General features: G+C 61.1%; 17 protein-coding genes. 13 read left to right on the forward strand and 4 right to left on the reverse strand.

The genetic code is table 11. The features are described from left to right. Window positions 1–40 precede the first annotated feature (40 nt). Together HUV48_RS09695 and HUV48_RS09700 are read right to left on the reverse strand one after the other, a co-directional pair. On the reverse strand, window positions 41–1,132 hold the full coding sequence (locus HUV48_RS09695) for a helix-turn-helix transcriptional regulator (RefSeq protein WP_176267584.1): 1,092 nt from the start codon (window positions 1,130–1,132) through the stop codon (window positions 41–43). Between the two features lie 316 nt (window positions 1,133–1,448). Next, the gene (locus HUV48_RS09700; RefSeq protein WP_176267585.1) at window positions 1,449–2,423 is read right to left on the reverse strand and encodes a glycosyltransferase family 4 protein; all 975 of its coding nucleotides are present in this window, start codon (window positions 2,421–2,423) and stop codon (window positions 1,449–1,451) included. Window positions 2,424–2,861: 438 nt separating this feature from the next. Between HUV48_RS09700 and HUV48_RS14520 the strand changes: the two genes are divergently transcribed. From HUV48_RS14520 to HUV48_RS09760, 12 genes are all read left to right on the forward strand, one after another. Continuing rightward, complete coding sequence (locus HUV48_RS14520) at window positions 2,862–3,047, forward strand: SDR family oxidoreductase (RefSeq protein ID WP_318656086.1); 186 nt, start codon at window positions 2,862–2,864, stop codon at window positions 3,045–3,047. Next, window positions 3,032–4,069, forward strand: a complete 1,038-nt coding sequence (locus tag HUV48_RS09710) for a sugar kinase (protein ID WP_176267586.1) — start codon at window positions 3,032–3,034, stop codon at window positions 4,067–4,069. Before HUV48_RS14520 ends, HUV48_RS09710 begins: the two co-directional genes overlap by 16 nt. A gap of 236 nt (window positions 4,070–4,305) precedes the next feature. Next, window positions 4,306–5,088: a Crp/Fnr family transcriptional regulator gene (locus HUV48_RS09715; RefSeq protein WP_176267587.1), complete on the forward strand. Its 783-nt coding sequence runs from the start codon at window positions 4,306–4,308 to the stop codon at window positions 5,086–5,088. A gap of 170 nt (window positions 5,089–5,258) precedes the next feature. Continuing rightward, the gene (locus HUV48_RS09720) at window positions 5,259–6,449 is read left to right on the forward strand and encodes an inositol-3-phosphate synthase (RefSeq protein ID WP_217906766.1); all 1,191 of its coding nucleotides are present in this window, start codon (window positions 5,259–5,261) and stop codon (window positions 6,447–6,449) included. Then, window positions 6,446–7,339, forward strand: a complete 894-nt coding sequence (locus HUV48_RS09725; RefSeq protein ID WP_176267588.1) for an HD domain-containing protein — start codon at window positions 6,446–6,448, stop codon at window positions 7,337–7,339. Before HUV48_RS09720 ends, HUV48_RS09725 begins: the two co-directional genes overlap by 4 nt. Continuing rightward, window positions 7,336–8,448 (forward strand): class I SAM-dependent methyltransferase, encoded by a 1,113-nt coding sequence (locus tag HUV48_RS09730; RefSeq protein ID WP_176267589.1) that lies wholly within the window; start codon window positions 7,336–7,338, stop codon window positions 8,446–8,448. Before HUV48_RS09725 ends, HUV48_RS09730 begins: the two co-directional genes overlap by 4 nt. Further along, on the forward strand, window positions 8,448–9,446 hold the full coding sequence (locus HUV48_RS09735; RefSeq protein ID WP_225871625.1) for a Gfo/Idh/MocA family protein: 999 nt from the start codon (window positions 8,448–8,450) through the stop codon (window positions 9,444–9,446). Before HUV48_RS09730 ends, HUV48_RS09735 begins: the two co-directional genes overlap by 1 nt. After that, a complete protein-coding gene (locus HUV48_RS09740) occupies window positions 9,437–10,252 on the forward strand; it encodes an MBL fold metallo-hydrolase (RefSeq protein WP_176267591.1) in 816 nt (271 codons plus the stop codon). The genes HUV48_RS09735 and HUV48_RS09740 overlap by 10 nt, the downstream gene beginning before the upstream one ends. Continuing rightward, a complete protein-coding gene (locus HUV48_RS09745) occupies window positions 10,249–11,748 on the forward strand; it encodes a YcaO-like family protein (protein ID WP_176267592.1) in 1,500 nt (499 codons plus the stop codon). The genes HUV48_RS09740 and HUV48_RS09745 overlap by 4 nt, the downstream gene beginning before the upstream one ends. After that, window positions 11,745–12,578 carry a sugar phosphate isomerase/epimerase family protein gene (locus HUV48_RS09750; protein WP_176267593.1) on the forward strand — a complete coding sequence of 278 codons (834 nt, stop codon included), beginning with the start codon at window positions 11,745–11,747 and terminating at the stop codon, window positions 12,576–12,578. Before HUV48_RS09745 ends, HUV48_RS09750 begins: the two co-directional genes overlap by 4 nt. After that, window positions 12,575–13,798 (forward strand): glycosyltransferase family 4 protein, encoded by a 1,224-nt coding sequence (locus HUV48_RS09755; protein WP_176267594.1) that lies wholly within the window; start codon window positions 12,575–12,577, stop codon window positions 13,796–13,798. The genes HUV48_RS09750 and HUV48_RS09755 overlap by 4 nt, the downstream gene beginning before the upstream one ends. Beyond that, window positions 13,795–14,490 (forward strand): PIG-L deacetylase family protein, encoded by a 696-nt coding sequence (locus HUV48_RS09760; protein ID WP_176267595.1) that lies wholly within the window; start codon window positions 13,795–13,797, stop codon window positions 14,488–14,490. Before HUV48_RS09755 ends, HUV48_RS09760 begins: the two co-directional genes overlap by 4 nt. Before the next feature lie 65 nt (window positions 14,491–14,555). On the opposite strand, the gene HUV48_RS09765 is transcribed toward HUV48_RS09760, so the two are convergent. Continuing rightward, the gene (locus HUV48_RS09765) at window positions 14,556–16,688 is read right to left on the reverse strand and encodes a TonB-dependent receptor plug domain-containing protein (RefSeq protein WP_176267596.1); all 2,133 of its coding nucleotides are present in this window, start codon (window positions 16,686–16,688) and stop codon (window positions 14,556–14,558) included. A gap of 333 nt (window positions 16,689–17,021) precedes the next feature. Between HUV48_RS09765 and HUV48_RS09770 the strand changes: the two genes are divergently transcribed. Next, complete coding sequence (locus HUV48_RS09770) at window positions 17,022–17,258, forward strand: hypothetical protein (RefSeq protein ID WP_176267597.1); 237 nt, start codon at window positions 17,022–17,024, stop codon at window positions 17,256–17,258. Window positions 17,259–17,569: 311 nt separating this feature from the next. Here the strand turns inward: HUV48_RS09770 and HUV48_RS09775 are convergent, their stop codons facing one another. Continuing rightward, a complete protein-coding gene (locus tag HUV48_RS09775; protein WP_176267598.1) occupies window positions 17,570–17,863 on the reverse strand; it encodes a PilZ domain-containing protein in 294 nt (97 codons plus the stop codon). Window positions 17,864–18,226 lie beyond the last annotated feature (363 nt).

The following is an 18,226-nucleotide window of genomic DNA, read 5'->3' on the forward strand; positions in this document are numbered from 1 at the left end:
AATCGCCTACGGCTATCGTAAATTCAGGAAAGAGGCGACTTCAAGTAGCGAGAACCAGGATCCGCCTTACCGCGATGATTGCGTCGGTTAGGCTTTTGCAGTCCATCTTCCTGACCGCGGAGCGGTACTGCGTACGGACGGTTTCGATACTCACTTCACGCTCCAATGCCTGCTCTTGCGGCGACGCGCCGGAAGCAAGCGCACACATCAGGGTGGCTTCGGCGGGCGACAGCCGATACCGCAGGCGCAGTAGGTCGCCTTGGGTTCTGCCGACCGCTTCCGGCTGATCACCGAGGAGAAGGACGCGTTGTCCACCGCCAAGGTTCGGCAACGCGAGCACGGTAAAGCGTCGTTCGATATTTCCGCACGTGACCCGGACCGCCGAAAGACCGCCGATCTTTCCGTTCAGCGCGGCATTACAGGCGCTTTCGAGTTCGACATGGCTGGCGGGAAACGTTGCCATGAGCCGACCGCGGCGCAGTGTCAGACCTCGACCCAGCGCCAAGATTACCTCGGCAGCCGCGTTGTAGTCCACCAGTGCCATCTCGGCATTGAGGACAAACGCCGGTGTCGCGAGCCGGGACACCGCCTCCCGCCAGTGGCTTCCGGCGAGCGATTGTCCGTGCAGCCGCGCCTTTAGGCTAACGAGCCGCGCCAGATCTGCTTCGATCTCGTGCAGGGCTTTCATTGCATCGGTGTCGAAGCCGCCCTGCCGCCGCCCGCGGTAGAAGGTGACGCCGCCAGCGGCGCCATCCGGCAGAGGCATTGTCAGTCCGGCGGCATAGAACGTGTCGTCACCGCCCGGACGCAGTAGTTCGTTATAGAGCTCGCTCGCTCCGAACTTCTTGTCGGGCACCAATTGGCTGAGGTTCTGAAAGGTCCCGAAGTTGCCCGCACTGAAGACCGCGGCGGCCCACGGATCCGAGGGAGCGTGATTGGTGTGATAATCCGTGATCATGTCTGCCGACCAGTCGTTCTTGATGGCGAACATGCTTTCGATCAGTCCATGGGCGGCCCATCCGGCAGCGTAACCCTTGGCGTCGATAGTGGCGGCGACTTCGTCGAGAATGTTCAGGAACTGCCCATCATCGGTCACCGCCTCGTAGGCCCGCTCGAAGCTTAAGCGCATCATCAGCTTTTTGTGTCGCTAATTCATTCGAATGTCGACTGAAAACGGCTTTTTTAAATGCCTAGATGAGCGACGCGAAAAATTCTCCGTATCCCCAGAAATGGGGATAGCGGCAGCAAGGAAGCGGCGTAAGTTATCGAAATACGTCAGCCCGAGACTGTTCCAAGCCGGCAGCACGTTCTTTACGGCGCAGTCGGCGCAACTGGCCTAACTTGGTTACCGAGGCGACTCGGGGGACCGCGTCGGCGAAAGCCGGCGCGGTTTTCGCCTCGCAGCAAATCGACTGGCTTGGATGTCGACGGTTTGCTCGAATTCCCCTCTAACCAGCAGCGAGGTCTTCCATAATTTTAGCTATATTCTCGACATGTACTTCCGACGAGTAGCGCTCTCCGGCAATTTCGAACCCGCGCTGTCCCATCCGTTCGGCGCGTTCCGGGTTTTCGAGCAACGTAACTATCGCATCGCGAAGCTCGCCTGGATTTTCAGGTTCTACGGAAAGAATGGCATCCGTGTCATCGAGATATCCTGTCAGTCCTTCGCTGTTGCTGGCAATGACAGGCCGTCTGCTTGCCATTCCTTCGACAATTGTGGTTACGCCTGCAGCATACGAGCTAGGAATGACTGGAACCACGACAATGTCCGCGTTTCTGTAGAGATCTACCAGTTCCGTCCATTCATACCGTCGACGGTCGAAATTGCTCGGCCAGCTCTGCGGAAAACGACTACTTCCGGATTTCGCATCGGCTGAAAAGCCGGTTATGCGCACATCCACGTCCAAATTCTCGACCGCCTCGGACAGAACTGCGTAATCGCGTTTCTCCAGTCCCGCACTTACCAGTAGTGGGCGAACCTTTTGTGGATTGGGTGGGCCGGGTGTGAAAAAACGCATGTCGGTCTGGTCGGCTACAAAAGCCGTCCGCGACGCGTCGATACCGATAGTTCGCTCAAGGAAGGTTAGTTGGCGATGGGAGACGGCCAGATACATGGCAGCGGAACGACATGCGGCGCTGGACTTCAAGGTCAGCCGAGCGCGGGGTCGATCGACATTGTGCACCATGAGCGCAATTTTTGCCCCGTTCTGGTTTTGGGAGCACAGCGCTGCCAAGGGAAGGCCAACCTCTTCATCTGGACAGTAAACGACATCCTTCGCCGTGAACTGACGGGTCAATTCGCGGGCATAGCCCCACAACTCCGGCGTGCCGATAAATTGCGACCGAACCTTGTCCAAAAGCTTTCCGCTTTTTCCCGGCGGACTATGTACTTCTGCATCAAGCCGATCGGCCAGTTGCTTCATGGCGTGACGAGGGCGTTCGCAAACTGCGGCTTTGCGACTGATTTCGTCGAAGTCGATGTGCTGGCTGAGTACGATATGGAATGGCAATTTGAACCTCGAGAATAAATTTACTAACGGCGATGCCTGAGCGAATGTCTAGGCGCTGTTAGTCTGAAATTGCTAATGGACATGAAATTTGTGCAGGCGTTGTTTCGTTCCAATTCTGGAACGGCTACTAAATGAGCGCAGTGACACCTTGCATGGAGAATCGTGGTGTGAGAACCAGCTTTTCTTGCTGTTTGCTGCAGGAACGCGCGCAAGCGGCGACTATCTTCGCAGCCTTTGACGGCATCTGGAGCAGGGCATGTCCGATAAAGCTTTCGATCTAACCAAGGTCACTTGCAGCAGAGCAAGCATCGACAGGACACCGGCCTCGCACTTCAAAAGCCAGGTCCCGAGGTGACCCCGGTAGCGCGAAGTGATCCGTCCGAAACGCGCAACCGTCAGATCATGGAGCGTATTCCTGAAGGGCGCTGGGGTGATCCTGCGGATATCGGCGGGGCGGCAGTCTTCCTTGCGAGCAGCGCCGCGGATTACGTTCAGGGCCACATTCTCGCGGTCGATGGCGAATGGCTGGCACGATGATCGAGGGGGCGGGGCGGGGGCCCGTCGTCTGCTTCGGCGAATTGCTGCTGCGCCTGTCGCCGCCAGCAGGTACACCGCTATCGCGCACCCATGACCTCGACCTGGCGGTAGGCGGAGCGGAAGCGAATGTAGCAATCGCCCTCGCGAACCTTGGTGTGCCGACCCGCATGGTCAGTGCGGTTCCGGACAATCCGCTGGGTCACCGTGCGCTAGCCGCCCTGGGAGAAGCAGGAGTCGAGCGCGCCTTCGTGAAGCAAGCCGCAGGGCGCATGGGTGCTTACTTCTTCGAACCGCCGTCTGGTCCGATCGCGGGGCGCGTCACCTATGACCGGGCGGACAGCGCGTTCGTCAAGACTACACCTGCCGATCTCGACTTTGCAGAAGCGTTGGAGGGCGCTTCGCTTCTCCATCTTTCCGGCATCACGCCAGCGCTCGGTGAGCACGGGGTGGCACTTGCCGAGGCGGCCGTATCCGCTGCGAAAGAAGCGAGCGTACCTGTTTGCTTCGACGGCAACTACCGCGCAAACCTGTGGGACGCCTGGGATAGCGATCCGCGCGCGATCCTGTCTCACCTTGTCGAGCACGCAACCATCCTGATCGGCAATCACCGCGACATTTCGCTTCTTCTCGGGCGAACGTTTTCCGGCGAAGGACCTGACCGCCGCCGCGAAGCGGCGGAGGCTGCGTTCGATAGGTTTCCGACCCTAAAGGTCATAGCTTCCACTGCGCGTCACATGGAAAGCGGCACCGCTAACGGCTTGGCCGCTCGCATAGATTTGAGAGATACGCATTGGCAAACCGATGAAATCCGTATCGCTCCGATCGTCGACCGTATCGGCACCGGGGACGCTTTCGCTGCCGGTGTCTTGCTGCGCTGGCTCGAAGGAGGCTCGGCACAGGAAATGGCTGAGACCGGCTTGGCCCTAGCGGTGATGAAGCATGGTATTCCAGGAGATTCGATCGCCGTTACGCGCGACGATCTCGAAAACTTCAACCTCGGAGGAAGCGATGTCCGGCGTTGACGGGATCACTCGCCGCGGCATGATTGCCGGCGGACTGATAGGTTCCATGTTGTTAACAGGGCCAGTGTTCGGTGCGGCTCGCGATCGAAGGTGACAAGATTGTCACGGAGCGGGGTCTGTCATGACGATGATGCGATTTGTGCCCCCACCATAACGACCCGCATCAGATTCGATCGGGCTTGACGGATCGCCGCAGCAAGCTGCAAGATTTGCGAAATCGATGAAAGTTATCGCATTTGTACGAGCCATCAACATCCTCTGAAAAGTCGTCGGAAGACCAGCAGCGTATTTCCGATCGCGGCGGCGCTCTGGAAGCGAAGCTCGGTCATTACCTTGCGCTTACCTACTCCGAACGCGACGCGCTGCGCTGGCTGGAGCGGCGTGAACGCACGTTCGAAGCCGGCAGCATCGTAATCCGTGAAGGCGAGGAAACGGCGCTTTTGCATATCGTCGCATCGGGATGGCTGCATGGATCGAAGCAACTGCCTGATGGCGGGCGGCAAATCCTGCGCTTCTATTTTCTCGGTGACCTGACTTCGACTTTTTCCATCGCCTGGAACGTCAGCGCCGCCACCCTGACAGCCGTCAGCGATTGCACGCTGTTCGAGTTGCCTCGCGATGCGCTTGGCCGCCTGTTCCGCGATCACCCACGGCTGGGCGGATTGCTCTATGCCGTCAGCGCCGCCGAGCAGGTCGCAATGGCAGAGCGCCTGACGTCGGTCGGCAGGACCGATGCACTAACGCGGGTCAGCACCTTGCTGCTCGATATTCGCGCGCAGTTGCGCGTGGTCGACGGAGAAAACGGGTCGGTGTTCGAATTGCCGCTTACGCTGCAGGATTTGGGCGACGCGGTTGGCCTGACCAATACGCATGTCAGCCGAACGCTGAAAAACTTGGAAGAGCGTGGACTTGTAGAACGCGACGGCAGGATCATTCGCATCGTTGATGTCGACGAGCTTACGCGACTCGTTGATTATCACGACCGGCTGACACACGTCGCTACCGATTGGCTTCCCTGATTTCGCTCGCCGCGAATGACATAGATTACCCTCGCCGCGCTCAAAGCGTACCTATGTCACTGCGCGAATTAGCTTAGTTAATACGGCCGCCCGCAGGGGGTGGGAAGCGCCCTTCAATATACATAGCCCGAACAAAACGATGCCAAAGGGCGTCGCAGGTTTGGAGTTATATGATGTCGGACAAGGTAGGCGTAGCGGTCATCGGGGTCGGAGGGGCAGTAGCCACCACGGCCATCGCGGGGATCGAGATGATAAAGGCCGGCTCGAACGACCTGTCGGGCCTGCCGCTCGCCGACCGCAATGTGGACGGCATGAGCGCTTACAGCGACCTTGAGTTCGGCGGATGGGACCTGGCGGAAGGCGACCTCGGAAGCTGCGCCATGCGGCACGGCGTTCTGTCCGAAAACGACTTGCAGGACGGCGCATCCAGTCTTCGCGGAATGAAGGCGTGGCCGGCCGTCGGCAGCAAAGCGCACTGCGCCAATATCGACGGCAACAACCGGATGGCGAGCGGTCACCGCGCGGCAGTCGAGCAAATTCGCGAGGACCTCGATCAGTTCAAGCAGGATCGGGGGCTCGACCGCATGGTAGTGATTAATCTCGCATCGACTGAGAAAATGCCGGATTCGGATGAGACGAGTCTTGCATCCCTTGATGCCTTCGAGAGCGGCCTTGATGCGGACGATCCGGCGATCAGCCCAGCGATGCTCTATGCCTATGCTGCGATCGGAGCGGGTACGCCTTACGCGAACTTCACCCCGTCAATGGCTGCCGACGTGGTGCCTCTCGCTCAGCTTGCCGCCGACGAGAACGTCGCGGTTGCGGGCAAGGACGGCAAGACCGGGCAGACGTTCCTCAAGACGGTCATCGCTCCGGCGCTGCGCGACCGTGCGCTGCACGTCGACGGATGGTTTTCGACCAACATCCTCGGCAACTCGGACGGTCTGGCGCTCGACGATCCCAAATCGCTTGCCTCGAAGCTAGATACCAAGGGCAGCGTGCTCGACGACATCCTAGGTTACAAGGTCGAGGATCACATCATCATGATCCATTATTACCGTCCGCGCGGCGACGACAAGGAAGCTTGGGACAACGTCGATCTGACCGGCTTCATGGGCCAGAAAATGCAACTGAAGCTGAATTTCCTTTGCAAGGACTCCATCCTTGCCGCGCCGTTAGCAGTCGAGATCGCGCGCTGCCTCGATCTGGCCGCCAAGCGCGGACAGGGCGGCGTGCGCGAAGAACTTAGCCTCTTTTTCAAAGCCCCGCAGATGGCAAACGGTAAAGCGCCGGAGCACGCGTTCGACAAGCAGCAGGCCATGCTGGATCATTGGCTGATCGAAGGCGGCGAGAAGGGATGAGCCTTACGCCTGCAGTCCTGCCTTTGCTGCGCGAACTGGGCGATCTGAAGCGCATCCGCTCGGCAGGACGGGCCGGTTCGATTGCGACCCGGCTGTTCGAAAGCGGCTGGTCGGCATGGCTGGGTGGCGGAGATCAAACTGACATCGCCTACCGCGCGATGGCGGCCGGTCTTGCCGCGGCGCGGCTGGGTGATCTTGATTATGCGAAGCTCGGCGAACTGGGAATGTCTGACGAAGAAAGACTGTCCGCGATGGAGCGCAGCGTCGACGAGGTTGCGGGTCCGCTTGATGCGGCGCTGGTCAAGCGGCTGAAGTCGCAGTTGGGAAGTCCATTGCCGGACGTTAGTGATCTGCCTGACACTATCGCCGCCCTGCGCGATCAGCCCCGCGCGGGTGTTACCGGACCCGGCAAACCCCGCGTGATGCTGCAACCTGAAGAGAACCACGCCGAGCACAGCTTCATAGTCGCGCTGTACGCCGGACTGCTGGCGCCGTTCTACGATGCCGATCCCGCTGAAGCGTTCTGGCACGGTATGGTCCACCATCTGCATAGCGCGGCGATGCCGGATGCAGGCTATTCGGGAGAAATCCTGCTGGGAGATCTTCTGGGCAAGGTCGTCGACCGAGCCCGCGAACTTGCGCTGGCGGACCTTCCCGATGAACTCGCCGAGGTAAGTGCCAGGCACCTTGCTGCGATTGCCGACGACGCTTCGCCCGCCGCCCGTGCCTTTCACGCCGCCGACGTGACCGACCGCGTGGTGGAGATCGAACAGCATCTGAAGCGCTTCGCCGTGACGATGGCGCTGGTTCTGGACGATTACGGTCTCGTCCATGACGGTCCGGTCAAAGCATTTCATGATGAGACGCTCGAAGCGATTGGCCTGCCGTGAGCGACCAATCGCCCTTCCGTTCACCGACTACGAGCCGGGCGCTTCATTATGACACGCCGCACTCGCTGAGCGATGGACAATTCGAGCGCTGGCCGGTGGTGGACGGCATTCCCTATCTTCGTACCGCGAGCGAGGGACTAGTCGCACTAGCTCTGAGCGAACTTGATGGGGGCAACCCGGATGCAGCGCTGGTCGCACTGCTGACCGATCAGGATACGTGGTGGAACGGTCCGCCGACCGATCTCGATGAACTGCGGGAGTTGGTACGCCGGCGTGATACGGTGACGCTTCGCGAAGCAATGACTTTGCTGCGTTACGGGCCCGTCGGCGATTACTTCGCGCATCGCTGGTCCGACCCGACCTTTCTCGCCGGGCTTGCGCTGCTCGAAGCGCACTGGAACGAGCCGGAAAGCGCCTTCGAACTCGCCGGCGGCATCGGACACTATGCGCGTGAGCTTACGCGGCGCGGCGTCAAATGCATCAGCGCGGATATCGTCTTTTCGAAGTGCTGGCTCGCGAAGCAATTTGTCGCACCCGAAGCGGAATACGTCATCTTCGATGCGAAGGATAGCTGGCCGGTCGCGGGCCGGACCTTCGACCTCGTGCATTGCCAGGACGCATTCTATTTCCTGCCTGATCAGGCGAAGGTTGCGGACCGCCTGCGGAACGTGCTCAGCGACGGAGGCGTCCTTGCGGTCGGCCATTTGCATAACGATGCGGTCGCAGGCGGCGCGTTCGGTCCGGCGAAAACTGCCGCGGAATGGCAGACGCTGTTCCCGGACGCACATGTCTATGACGAGCGCGAACTCCGCCGTGCGTTGCTTTCCGGAGAGCGTCCCGTGCAAGCGGAATGGACTGCCGATCCGCAGGTCGAAGCTTGGGCAATCGTCGAAGGCGGCAACCAGCCGCGCGCAATCGGCGGCGGGCTGGCCGTGCCGCCGCAAAATGCCGTCCTACGTGCCAATCCGCTTATTGAGCCGGACGGACCGATGTGGCCGTCGGAACGCTACGCAGCCGAGTACGGACCGGCGGCCACCTGGACCGACCCTACGTCGCCTGTAGCGCCCGAACGCGACCGCCGCCTCGTCGACCTGCCGGAGCGTTGGTGATGGGTACGCGCTGGGGCATCGTCGGTTACGGCTGGGTGGCACGCGATTACATGGCGCCCGGCATCCGTGCGTCCGGAGGCGAGGTGGCTGCCATTTGCGATTGCGCGCTTGCTGCGCACGGCCACGCTGCGAACTTTGGCGCGCGTTCTTACGCTGAACTGGGAGCGATGCTGGACGATGGCGGTCTCGACGCGATCTACGTCGCGACGCCCAACCACCTTCACGCGGGCGTAATCGAGCAGGTCGCTCCGTACGGCATACCCATTCTGTGCGAAAAGCCGTTAGCGCATTCGGCAGCTGATCTCGAACGCATCGGCAGGGTTGCGGAAAGCGGCGAGGTTCGCATGGGTACGGCATTCGATCAGCGTTATCATCCCGCCCATGCGCTCATCCGCGAGCGTATCGCGTCCGGCGACCTCGGAACGGTGACGGCAATCCGGATCGTCTACTGCTGCTGGGTCGATCCGAACTGGAGCCGCAATACGGGCGATAACTGGCGCGCCCGGCCCGAATGCGCCGGCGGCGGGGCGGTGCTCGATCTTGCGCCGCACGGGCTCGATCTCGCGCAGTTCCTTATGGACGAGCCGGTTCAGAACCTTACCATGCGGCTTCAGCGGCGCATTCACGACTACGCGGTGGAGGACGGCGGCATGACCATCGGCGCGATGCCATCGGGCACGCTGTTCTCCAGCCACACAAGCTACAACTGGCCCGAGGAACTGCCGCGCCGCCGTCTCGAGATCGCCGGGACCGAAGCGATGATCGTCGCGACCGATACGATGGGGCAGGACGCGGGCGGGCACATGACCCGGATCGACGCGAAGGACGGGTCGACGCAGTCGCTCGCATTCGACACCGGTACATCGCCCTTTACGCGCCAGGCTGCAGCTTTCTCCGAATTCGTCCGCAACGGCACAGGCGATTTCGACATTAATCGCGATATTGCCGCCGCCCGGCAGTTCTTCGCCGCGTTCGAGGAGGCGCGCACATGCCTTTGAGCCATTTCGCCTGCGCCAATTGCGGTTTCTGGCAGCAGCATTTCGCGCCGCCCGACTGCCCGGTCTGTTCGGACGTGCGCAACGACCTTCCCGAAGACGGGTGGCGCTTCCTGCCCGAGACGGACGTCGCCACGGTGCATGATGGCAGCTTCCGCGAGGTTGCGAGCGGCCTTTGGGCGTTCACGACCAAGCCGCAGCTCGGACTAGGCGGAACGGGCTGGCTGATCGTTCGCGAGGGCGGCAACATCGCCTTTGAAGCCGCGCCATATTACTCTCAAGCAGTGCTTGCACAGATCGAGGCACTCGGCGGGATAGCGTATCTCGCGGCGAGCCACCCGCACGGTTACGGCGCGCTGTTTCAGTTGCAACGCCATTTCGATCCGCCGGTGGTCGCTATCCATACGGACGACCTCAACTACACCAAGGCGCTCCGGGTGACGGCGCCCTATGATGACACGCTCGAACTCGCGGACAATTATACGCTGCACCACGTCGGCGGCCACTACGCCGGACAGGCCGCGCTGCACGATGCCAAACACGGGCGCCTTTTCTGCGGCGATATGTTCAAGATCGACCAGGACGAAAGCGGGCGCTCGACGCATATCTCGAGTCACAAGGCGTTCCACAAGGACATCCCGCTGACGCATGGCGAGCTGCAGCGGTACCGCGACGTGATCGCGCCGCTTGCCTTCGATGCCCTGCTCACACCATTCGAATACGCGCCCGAAATCGGCAGAGACCGCGCGCTCGAAGTCCTCGACGAAGCTCTGTCGCGCCCCCCTCAAGTCAAGCGAGTAGCCTTATGAAGAACTCCGGCCTGCCTGCCGATCTGCCCGATGCGGCGCGGCTGTATCTGGATGCGTTTCCGAAAGGCGAGATAGTTGCCTTCCCGATCGATCCGATCGACCGCGTGGGTATTCCGGTGTGGATCGTCGCGCTGTTTCCCGAAGACCAACCGCGCCTTGATGGGGTCATGCCCTACGGCGTCGGCTACGGCATGGACGAAGGCCAGGCGATCCTCGGCGCGATGGGCGAGATTGCGGAAATGGCCTTCCCGGCACTCTCGCTTGGCGCAAGAGAGAAGACGCGCGGCTCTTACGCCGAGCTTGCCGCTTCGGTAGGCGAACGCTCCGTCGCCGACCCGCTCACCCTGTGCCTGCCCGCCGGGTCGAGCGTCGGCCGCGATACCCAGCTCGAATGGGTGGAGGGGGTCCGGCATACCGACGGATCGACCGTACTCGTCCCGATCGACCTTGCGGCGTACAATTCGGCGGAGCTGTCGGAAGGCTACAAGCCGTTCACGACGATTATCTCCAACGGCATGGGCGCTGGACCCGATCTCGACTGGGCAGTCGGGCATGGGCTTTGCGAGATATTGCAGCGCGACGGTAACGGTCTGCTGTTCCGCGCGCTCGACCGCGGGGTCGCCATCGACCTGCCTGACGACTTGCCCGAAGGCGCTGCCGCTCTGCTCGCGAATTACGAAGCGGCCGGCGTCCGCCCCATCCCGAAGTTTGCGACCGACGAGTTCGGCATCTGCAATCTCTACTGCGTCGGTGTGGACGAGCGCGGCGCGCCTGCCGAACCGATCATGGTCTCGGCGTGCGGCGAAGCAGCGCATCCCGACCGCAATGCCGCGCTCGAAAAGGTGCTGACCGAATATGCGGCGAGCCGGGCACGAAAGGCGTATGCGCACGGCGATGACGCGCGCACCCGGGCTCTTAGTCCCGAGACTTATGTCGACCGCTTCCTCGCGCGAAGCGGAGGAGCGGCAAAGAGTTCGGACCGCAGGGCGCTCGGTGCGATGATCGACTGGCAATTGCGCGAGGCGGGCGAGATCCGGGGTTGGCTTTCCGGCAATATGCTGTCCGAAAAGCATCGAAAGCCGTTCGCCGACTTGCCGCATTCGGCCTGTCCGGGCCCACGCGACCGAGGCCGCATCGCGCTGGAGCGCGCGGTCGATGCCGGGTTCGATCCGCTCTACGTCGACATGACGCCCGCAGGCTGCCCGGTGGCGACGGTGAAGCTGATCGTTCCGGGCATGGAAGTTGAAACGATGAGCTATTACCGCATCGGAGAGCGCGGAACGCGCAAGCTGATCGAGATGGACAGCGAACTCATTACTTTCGGTAAGCGGCGCGAGGGACTGGAGCCGGTGCGTGTCACACCCGAAGCGATCGACAGGTTCGGCGGGCAGCCGCTGTTCGATACGAAACGCGCTGCCGAAATCGTCGGTCCGCTCTACCCGCTCTACCGCGAGCCCGAAGCGCACCACGCCGCCTCGCACCGCGTAGCGGCATGACGCTTCGCTACGCCTACAATACCAACGGCGCGGCCAACCACCGGCTGGACGATGCGCTGCGCCTGATTGCGGACAGCGGCTATCAGGGCGCGGCGATCACGCTCGACCACCATCACTGCGATCCCTTCGCCGACGACTGGCGCGGCGGGGCGAAGCGAATTGCAAGGTTGTTGGACGAACTGGGGCTTGGCGCGATCGTCGAGACCGGTGCGCGCTTCCTGCTCAATCCGCGCGCGAAGCACGAGCCGACGCTGATTTCGCCAGAACCGGAAGGCCGTGACCGCCGCGTCGCGTTACTGACGCGCGCGATCGACATCGCCGCGATTTGGAAGGCTGATGCGGTCAGCTTCTGGGCAGGCGTTCCGCGCCCCGGTGTCGGACGCGATGATGCTCATAACTGGCTACACGCGGGGCTGGAGCGCGTTCTCAATTACGCGGAGGAAGCGGGAGTAGATGCGGCTTTCGAACCCGAGCCCGGTATGCTGATCGAAACCTGCGGTGAGTGGGATGCGCTACACGAGCGCCATCCGCGGCTGAAGCTCGCGCTCGATACGGGGCATTGCATTGTCAGTCAGGATATCGACCCCGCTGATGCGGTGCGCCGCTATGCCGATCACCTCGGCACGGTCGCAGTCGAGGATATGGCAAGAGGCGTTCACGTGCACTTGCCGTTCGGAGAGGGCGACATGGACATTCCTGCCGTCCTGAAGGCGCTGAACGACATAGGTTTCGAGCGCCTCGTTTCGGTCGAGCTCTCGCGCGAAAGCCCGCGCGCACACGAGGCTATCCCTGAGAGCATCGCGTATCTGCGGCAGAAAGCGCCGACATGAGGGTCTGCTTCGTCAGCCGCCGTTTCTTCCCTGCCATTTCCGGCATGTCGATCTACGCGATCAACCTTGTGCGGCAACTGATCGCGCGCGATCACGACGTGACGATGGTCAGCCAGTACCGCGGCGATGAGTTCGGCAAGGGCGTCTACGGCGGCGGCCCTCCGCCCGAAGTGCCGGGCGTAAAGGTCATCGGCCTCGAACAGCTGGGCGAGCAGGAAGCGAACGAAGGCACCGCCAATTTCGAGCGCGATATCGCGGCGATCATCAAGACCATCGTACGCGAGCACGCCGCCAAACCCTTCGATGTGCTGCACGCGCAATATGGTTATCCAACGGGCTGGGCGACGCTAGTGACAGGACAGCGGCTCGGCTTGCCGGTCGTCGTGTCAATCCAGGGCGGCGACGGTCATTGGGTGGGAAGCTGCTGCGAAACGCACCGGCAGGCGATGCTGCGCGTACTCGATCATCCGCAGGCCGTGCTGATTGGCGGGGAGAGTTTTGCGCGTGAAGTCAACGAGCGGCTCGGAACGCCGATAGACCGCTTTACCTATGTTCCGGGCGCGGTCGATACGGATCGCTTCACTCCCGGTACGCTTGGCGCGGACGACACGGTCCGCATCCTGTACCACGGCCGCGTCGATGCCCGCAAAGGCGTGCTCGACTTCATCAAGGCTTGCGCACGGCTAAGCGGCAATTGGCGTGCGACCATTTCCGGTATCGGGCCGGACTCAGAAGCGGCGAAATCGCTTGTCGCGGAACGCGACCTCGAAGACCGGGTCACCTTTACCGGGTATGCCGAATACGCAGACGTGCCGGACATTTACCACGCGCATCACGTCTTCGCGTCACCGACCTACGCAGAGGGGTTTTCCAACACTATTCTCGAAGCGATGGCGAGCGGTTTGGCGATCGTATCCTGCCACGCGGTCGGCGTGTCGGACTGCCTGCGCGACGGCGAGAACGGATTGCTCAGCGAACCGGGCGACATCGCTGCGCAAGCCGCCAACCTGCAACTGCTTATCGACGATGCGGGAGAGCGGCAGCGTCTGGCCGCTACCGCACTTGCCGAATGCCGCGCGACCTACAGCTGGGACGTCGTGGGCGGAATGATCGCCGAAATCTACCGCGATGTCGCAGGCAACGGCGCCCCGCCGCCGTTCGATCCCGAACTCCCTCACGATCCGGCTTGCCGCTTCCTCAAACAGCCGCACCTCTTGTGAAGCGCGTGCTCGCCGTATCACCTCATCTCGACGACGCGGTTTTCTCGGCAGGGGGGACTCTGGCTGCACTTGCGGACGCCGGTGACGAGGTGACGGTGCTGACCTGTTTCACCGGGAACGTCGCTCACCCGTCCGGCTTTGCGCTTGCGTGTCAGCTCGACAAGGGTCTGGACCAGAGGGTCGATTACATGGGCCTGAGACGCACCGAGGACGTGGCTGCGTGCACCGAGATAGGGGCGCAGGCGCTTCACTGGCCGTTCCTCGAAGCGCCGCACCGCGGGTACGAAAGCGCAACGGCCCTGTTTGCGGGACGGCATGAGGACGACCTGATCGAGGACGAACTCCTGCGCGCTCTCGCCTATGCGATTGCCGCTATGCAGCCCGATCTCATTTACGGTCCGATGGCCGTGGGTAATCATGTCGATCATCTAGCGGTGCGCCGGGCTCTCGAGCGGACGGCGGAAGATGTCGTATGGTGGGAGGATTATCCTTACGCGATGCGCGAGACCGAGCCGCCCGAGGGCATTTATCGAAGCGCCCTCGCACAGCAATATGCCGAACGAAAGACCGCTGCCACGCTATGTTACGAAAGCCAGCTTGGCTTTCAGTTCGGCGGACCGGAGCAGGCGCGCGCGGCGCTGATGAACTGGCGCATGGAAGGGTTTTCGACCCGCAGGCAATTCGCTTTCTAAAAGGGGAGCGCAACCTGTCCGCAACACAGAAGCGGAGACTGTTAACCGTTCGTGTCCGTAGCTGGTCAGAAATTACCTCGTACCGACGCGTAGAAGATGGGGCCGATCCGGCGGTCGCGATCTTCGATAAAGGCGATCGGACTAGCATTCCTCAGACCTTCGAAAACCGTACGGTAGCGATAGGAGCGGGCACCCAGGATGTTGTCTATCCCGGCTTGAACCGCTAGGCCGAAAACGTCTTTGTGTTCGACGAATGCACCCGCGAACCATCGCCCCTCGCTCATGAGATCGACCTGATTGCTGCGATAGCGGGGTTCGAAGTGCGCATGGCTGGCTTCCAGCCCGTAGGCCCAGTCGCTCGCGGGAATGTCGTGGCGAAGCAACAGGCTGACCTGCCGGGTTGCGAAGCCGCTCCACTGACGCGTTTCGCCTGTGAACGGGTCGCGCAGGCTGGACTTCTGCAAGACGAACGTCCCATCGAGCTTCAGACCCTTTAGCCCGACCGGATCGAAGGTGATCGTACTCGTCGAGACTATCGCGGCGGCCCATGACTTCGCGATATTGCCAACAGATTCCCCGCCGGGCACCGGTACGATATCGACGAAATCCTCGACGTCCCGGTAGATCAAGCGGAGTTGCTGCGAACCCCACGGGCCGAGCTTCTTGTTGACCTCGCCCTCGAAGCTCCAATCCTGCTGCGGGCGAAGCTGGTTGTTGCCGGCGTTCTGGTTATCGTCATTGAGGAAAGCGCGGGCGAGAAAATCGTAGAAAGACAGCTGCAACACGCGCCGCCTGATCTTGAGTGAAGCGTCGAACGTATCGCTCGGATTCCAGGCGAAAGACAGTGTCCCCTTGGGGCGAAAGAAGCTACGGGTGAGGCCGTTATTGCCGGTCTGCGTGATCGTCGAATGCTCGGCTCCGCCGATGATCTGAAACGACAGCGTGCCGGTCAGCTTTCGTCCAAAGCTGATTAGGGATTCGTACCGATCTTCGGTTACGCCGCCGGTGCCGCCGGGGAACGGCACTTCTACGAACTTTCCCGACGGGTCGAGCGTAAACAGTCCTGAGACATTCTCAAGCGTGTTCAACGCTGCTTCCGCCGACCACTGCCAGTCGCCGCCGAACATCTTCCAACTGTATTCGCCCCTGGCGATGGTCTCCCCGAGGTCTCCGGTCTGGGCGAACCGGTCGCCATTATCTGCTGACGCGTCAGCAAAGGTGCTGATAATGGTTTGCGAGAACGGCTCATGATTGAACCGCCTCAGGCCGATAGCCTTCAGGCGTCCGGGGCCGAGGTCAAACTCGTAGTCGGCGCCGAACTCGACGTTCCAGCTGTCGGTGCGCTCTTTCACGGTCCGCACTTCATCAGGCAAACCCGGTGACAGACGGAAACCATCCTCATCATAGCGCTCGTAGATCCGCTGGTAATGCGCGTTCGCATGGCCGATGCTCGTTCCGGGGCCATCCCAGATGATTTTTCCAGAGAGCTTCGGAGAATCGGACTTCGAGTTCCAGGCGTCGTCGCGCGTCTGGATCACGTTGCCAGCCGCGTCGTAAATGAAGGTCAGTCCGTCGGCTCCTCCGCGTCCGGCGTCGTCGTTGTTGAGTGCGGCCTCGTACTCGATTGCGCCGGTCTTTCCGCTGATCGATACATCGCCGCGCGTGAACAACGGATCGGTGTTGTACGGTCGGAATTGCGGCTTCCATGAAAACTGGCCAGTGAGCGCCGCTTCAGCTTCGTACACTATGTTGGCGACTTGGCCGGAGAGGCCCGGGACGTTCAGCGAAGCCCCGTCCACGATTTCGATGCGTATGACGTTCGATGCCGGTATCCGCTGGAGCAGCGTGCCTAAGGAGTCGCCTTTGTTCGACGTGCGCTGTCCGTTGAACAGAACGTTGCCAGTCGCCTGCCCAAGCCCCCGCATCTGCTCGTTCTCGCGAATATTGAAGCCCGGAACCTGAACTAGCATGTCGAGTGCGTTCTTGGGTGCGTAGCGGGCGAAATCTGCTGCAGTATAGACCTGCCCCCCGGTCGGCGCGGCAGCAGTCGGCGCTGCGGTTGCCGGCTGCGGGGCAGGGGCGTCACCGGTTTGGGCGGGGTCAGCGTCTACTTCCTGAGCCTGAGATGGTGCTGCGAGCGGGACGGATGCCAGGAATAGAACTCCGTAGAACGTGGCGGTATTGCGGGTACAAATCATCGGACGCACATCACTCCTGGTGGTCGAACCGAATAATATGCGACCCCTCGATGACGGCCTGCCGGACTGCGTTCCAAAAGCTGAGGCAAATTCGCCTAACGGCGCGTACAATCGACGAAGGTGAATGGCCGAGGGGCGAACGACGTTACGACGTAGTTGGTTCGACCAGACCTGCCGGTTCGGCCTCGCCTTCAGAGTTCGTTCAAGGACCGATGGCGTTGCGGCGGGAACCAACAGTCATACCTCCTGAATTTCGCCCGGTGGTATGTCCTTCACGTAAAATTGACTGCGACCTTTGTATTTTGCGTAAGTGTTTGCTGCGACCACGTTCGCATGTCGATCGTAGACGCCTACGCGCAGTTCACTCAGAGTATCGTCGAGGGAACCGGCATGTCTCACCCGATGCTGCATGTTCATGCAGGGATGGCGATCTACCTCGTCACCCAGTTCGCCCTACGCGACCGGCGCGGATCGCTGATGGCGCTGGTCGCGGTGCTGCAGCTTGAAATGTTCAACGAGATCATGAACCGGTTGGATAAAGGTTCCTTGGCACTGGGCCGATACGAGTAGCGACATAGCGCGACCTTGTTCTGGCCCTCGCTATGCTACGCGGTCAGCGCTTACCGTCGGCACCGTTGGGCACGGAGCAGGGCGCATGTAGCACCGATTACGAACTCGGCCATTTAGTAAGCTGCAAAGCTTCTGTCATGGAAGGCTGTGGGATAGTTGACCCGACGAGCGCTCAGTTTCACATTGGCCTCCGTTATGGAACGCAGCACACAATAAGGCGAATATATGTTCGGCTTCTCCGGGTCTACGAGCGAAGTCAGTTCCGAGCTTTTGAGCAGTCACGAGCCCCGGCTTATCTCGGAAACTCAGGCTCAGACCGGTCGCCGCGGCGGAGCTGGTTTTTTGGAGCCGCTTGGAGGATTATAAGAACCGGTAATGCGGGTGCGGAACTCTTCCGGAATGATCGGATGGGCGAAGCTCAGTCCGAACAGGCTCCCGTTCGACCATACGATACTGGCGGCAATCGGTTCGCTATCGCGAATGCGCACCTGCACGTCCATTCCGACGGGAAGATCGAGAATACCGTTGCCCTTCAGCCCGGTCGTGGAGATGTCCTTGATTCGAAACGCGCGCCATTCGTCATCAAGTTGCAAAAGTCCCGTCAACAAGATTTGCGAGCGGCCGCGATTGTGGAACGCCGCCTTGTATGCTTTTCCGGTGACCGAGAACATGAAGGGTTAACTAGAAGGCGCTGCCTTACCAGAGCGTTAAGTCGGCGCGGATAAAAGCGTTATAAGTCCGCCGCTTAGCCTATGTTAAACCCGGTTGTCAGCAGTCGCGGAAACCATATCGAATGCGCGGATCATCGCCTGTTTACCCTTTCCGGTAAGTGCGATCGCATCGGCACTGCTTCTTTGTTCCAGACAGCTGCCGGTTCGCGTGCGGCCACGCGTTGACCCTCATTCGCTTGCACCGGTTGGCTTCGCATTAAAGGTTAAGCTTCTGGTTACGTTAAGCGAGCCGTGGGA

The sequence above is a fragment of the Qipengyuania atrilutea genome, from assembly GCF_013370205.1.
Classification (GTDB): domain Bacteria; phylum Pseudomonadota; class Alphaproteobacteria; order Sphingomonadales; family Sphingomonadaceae; genus Actirhodobacter; species Actirhodobacter atriluteus.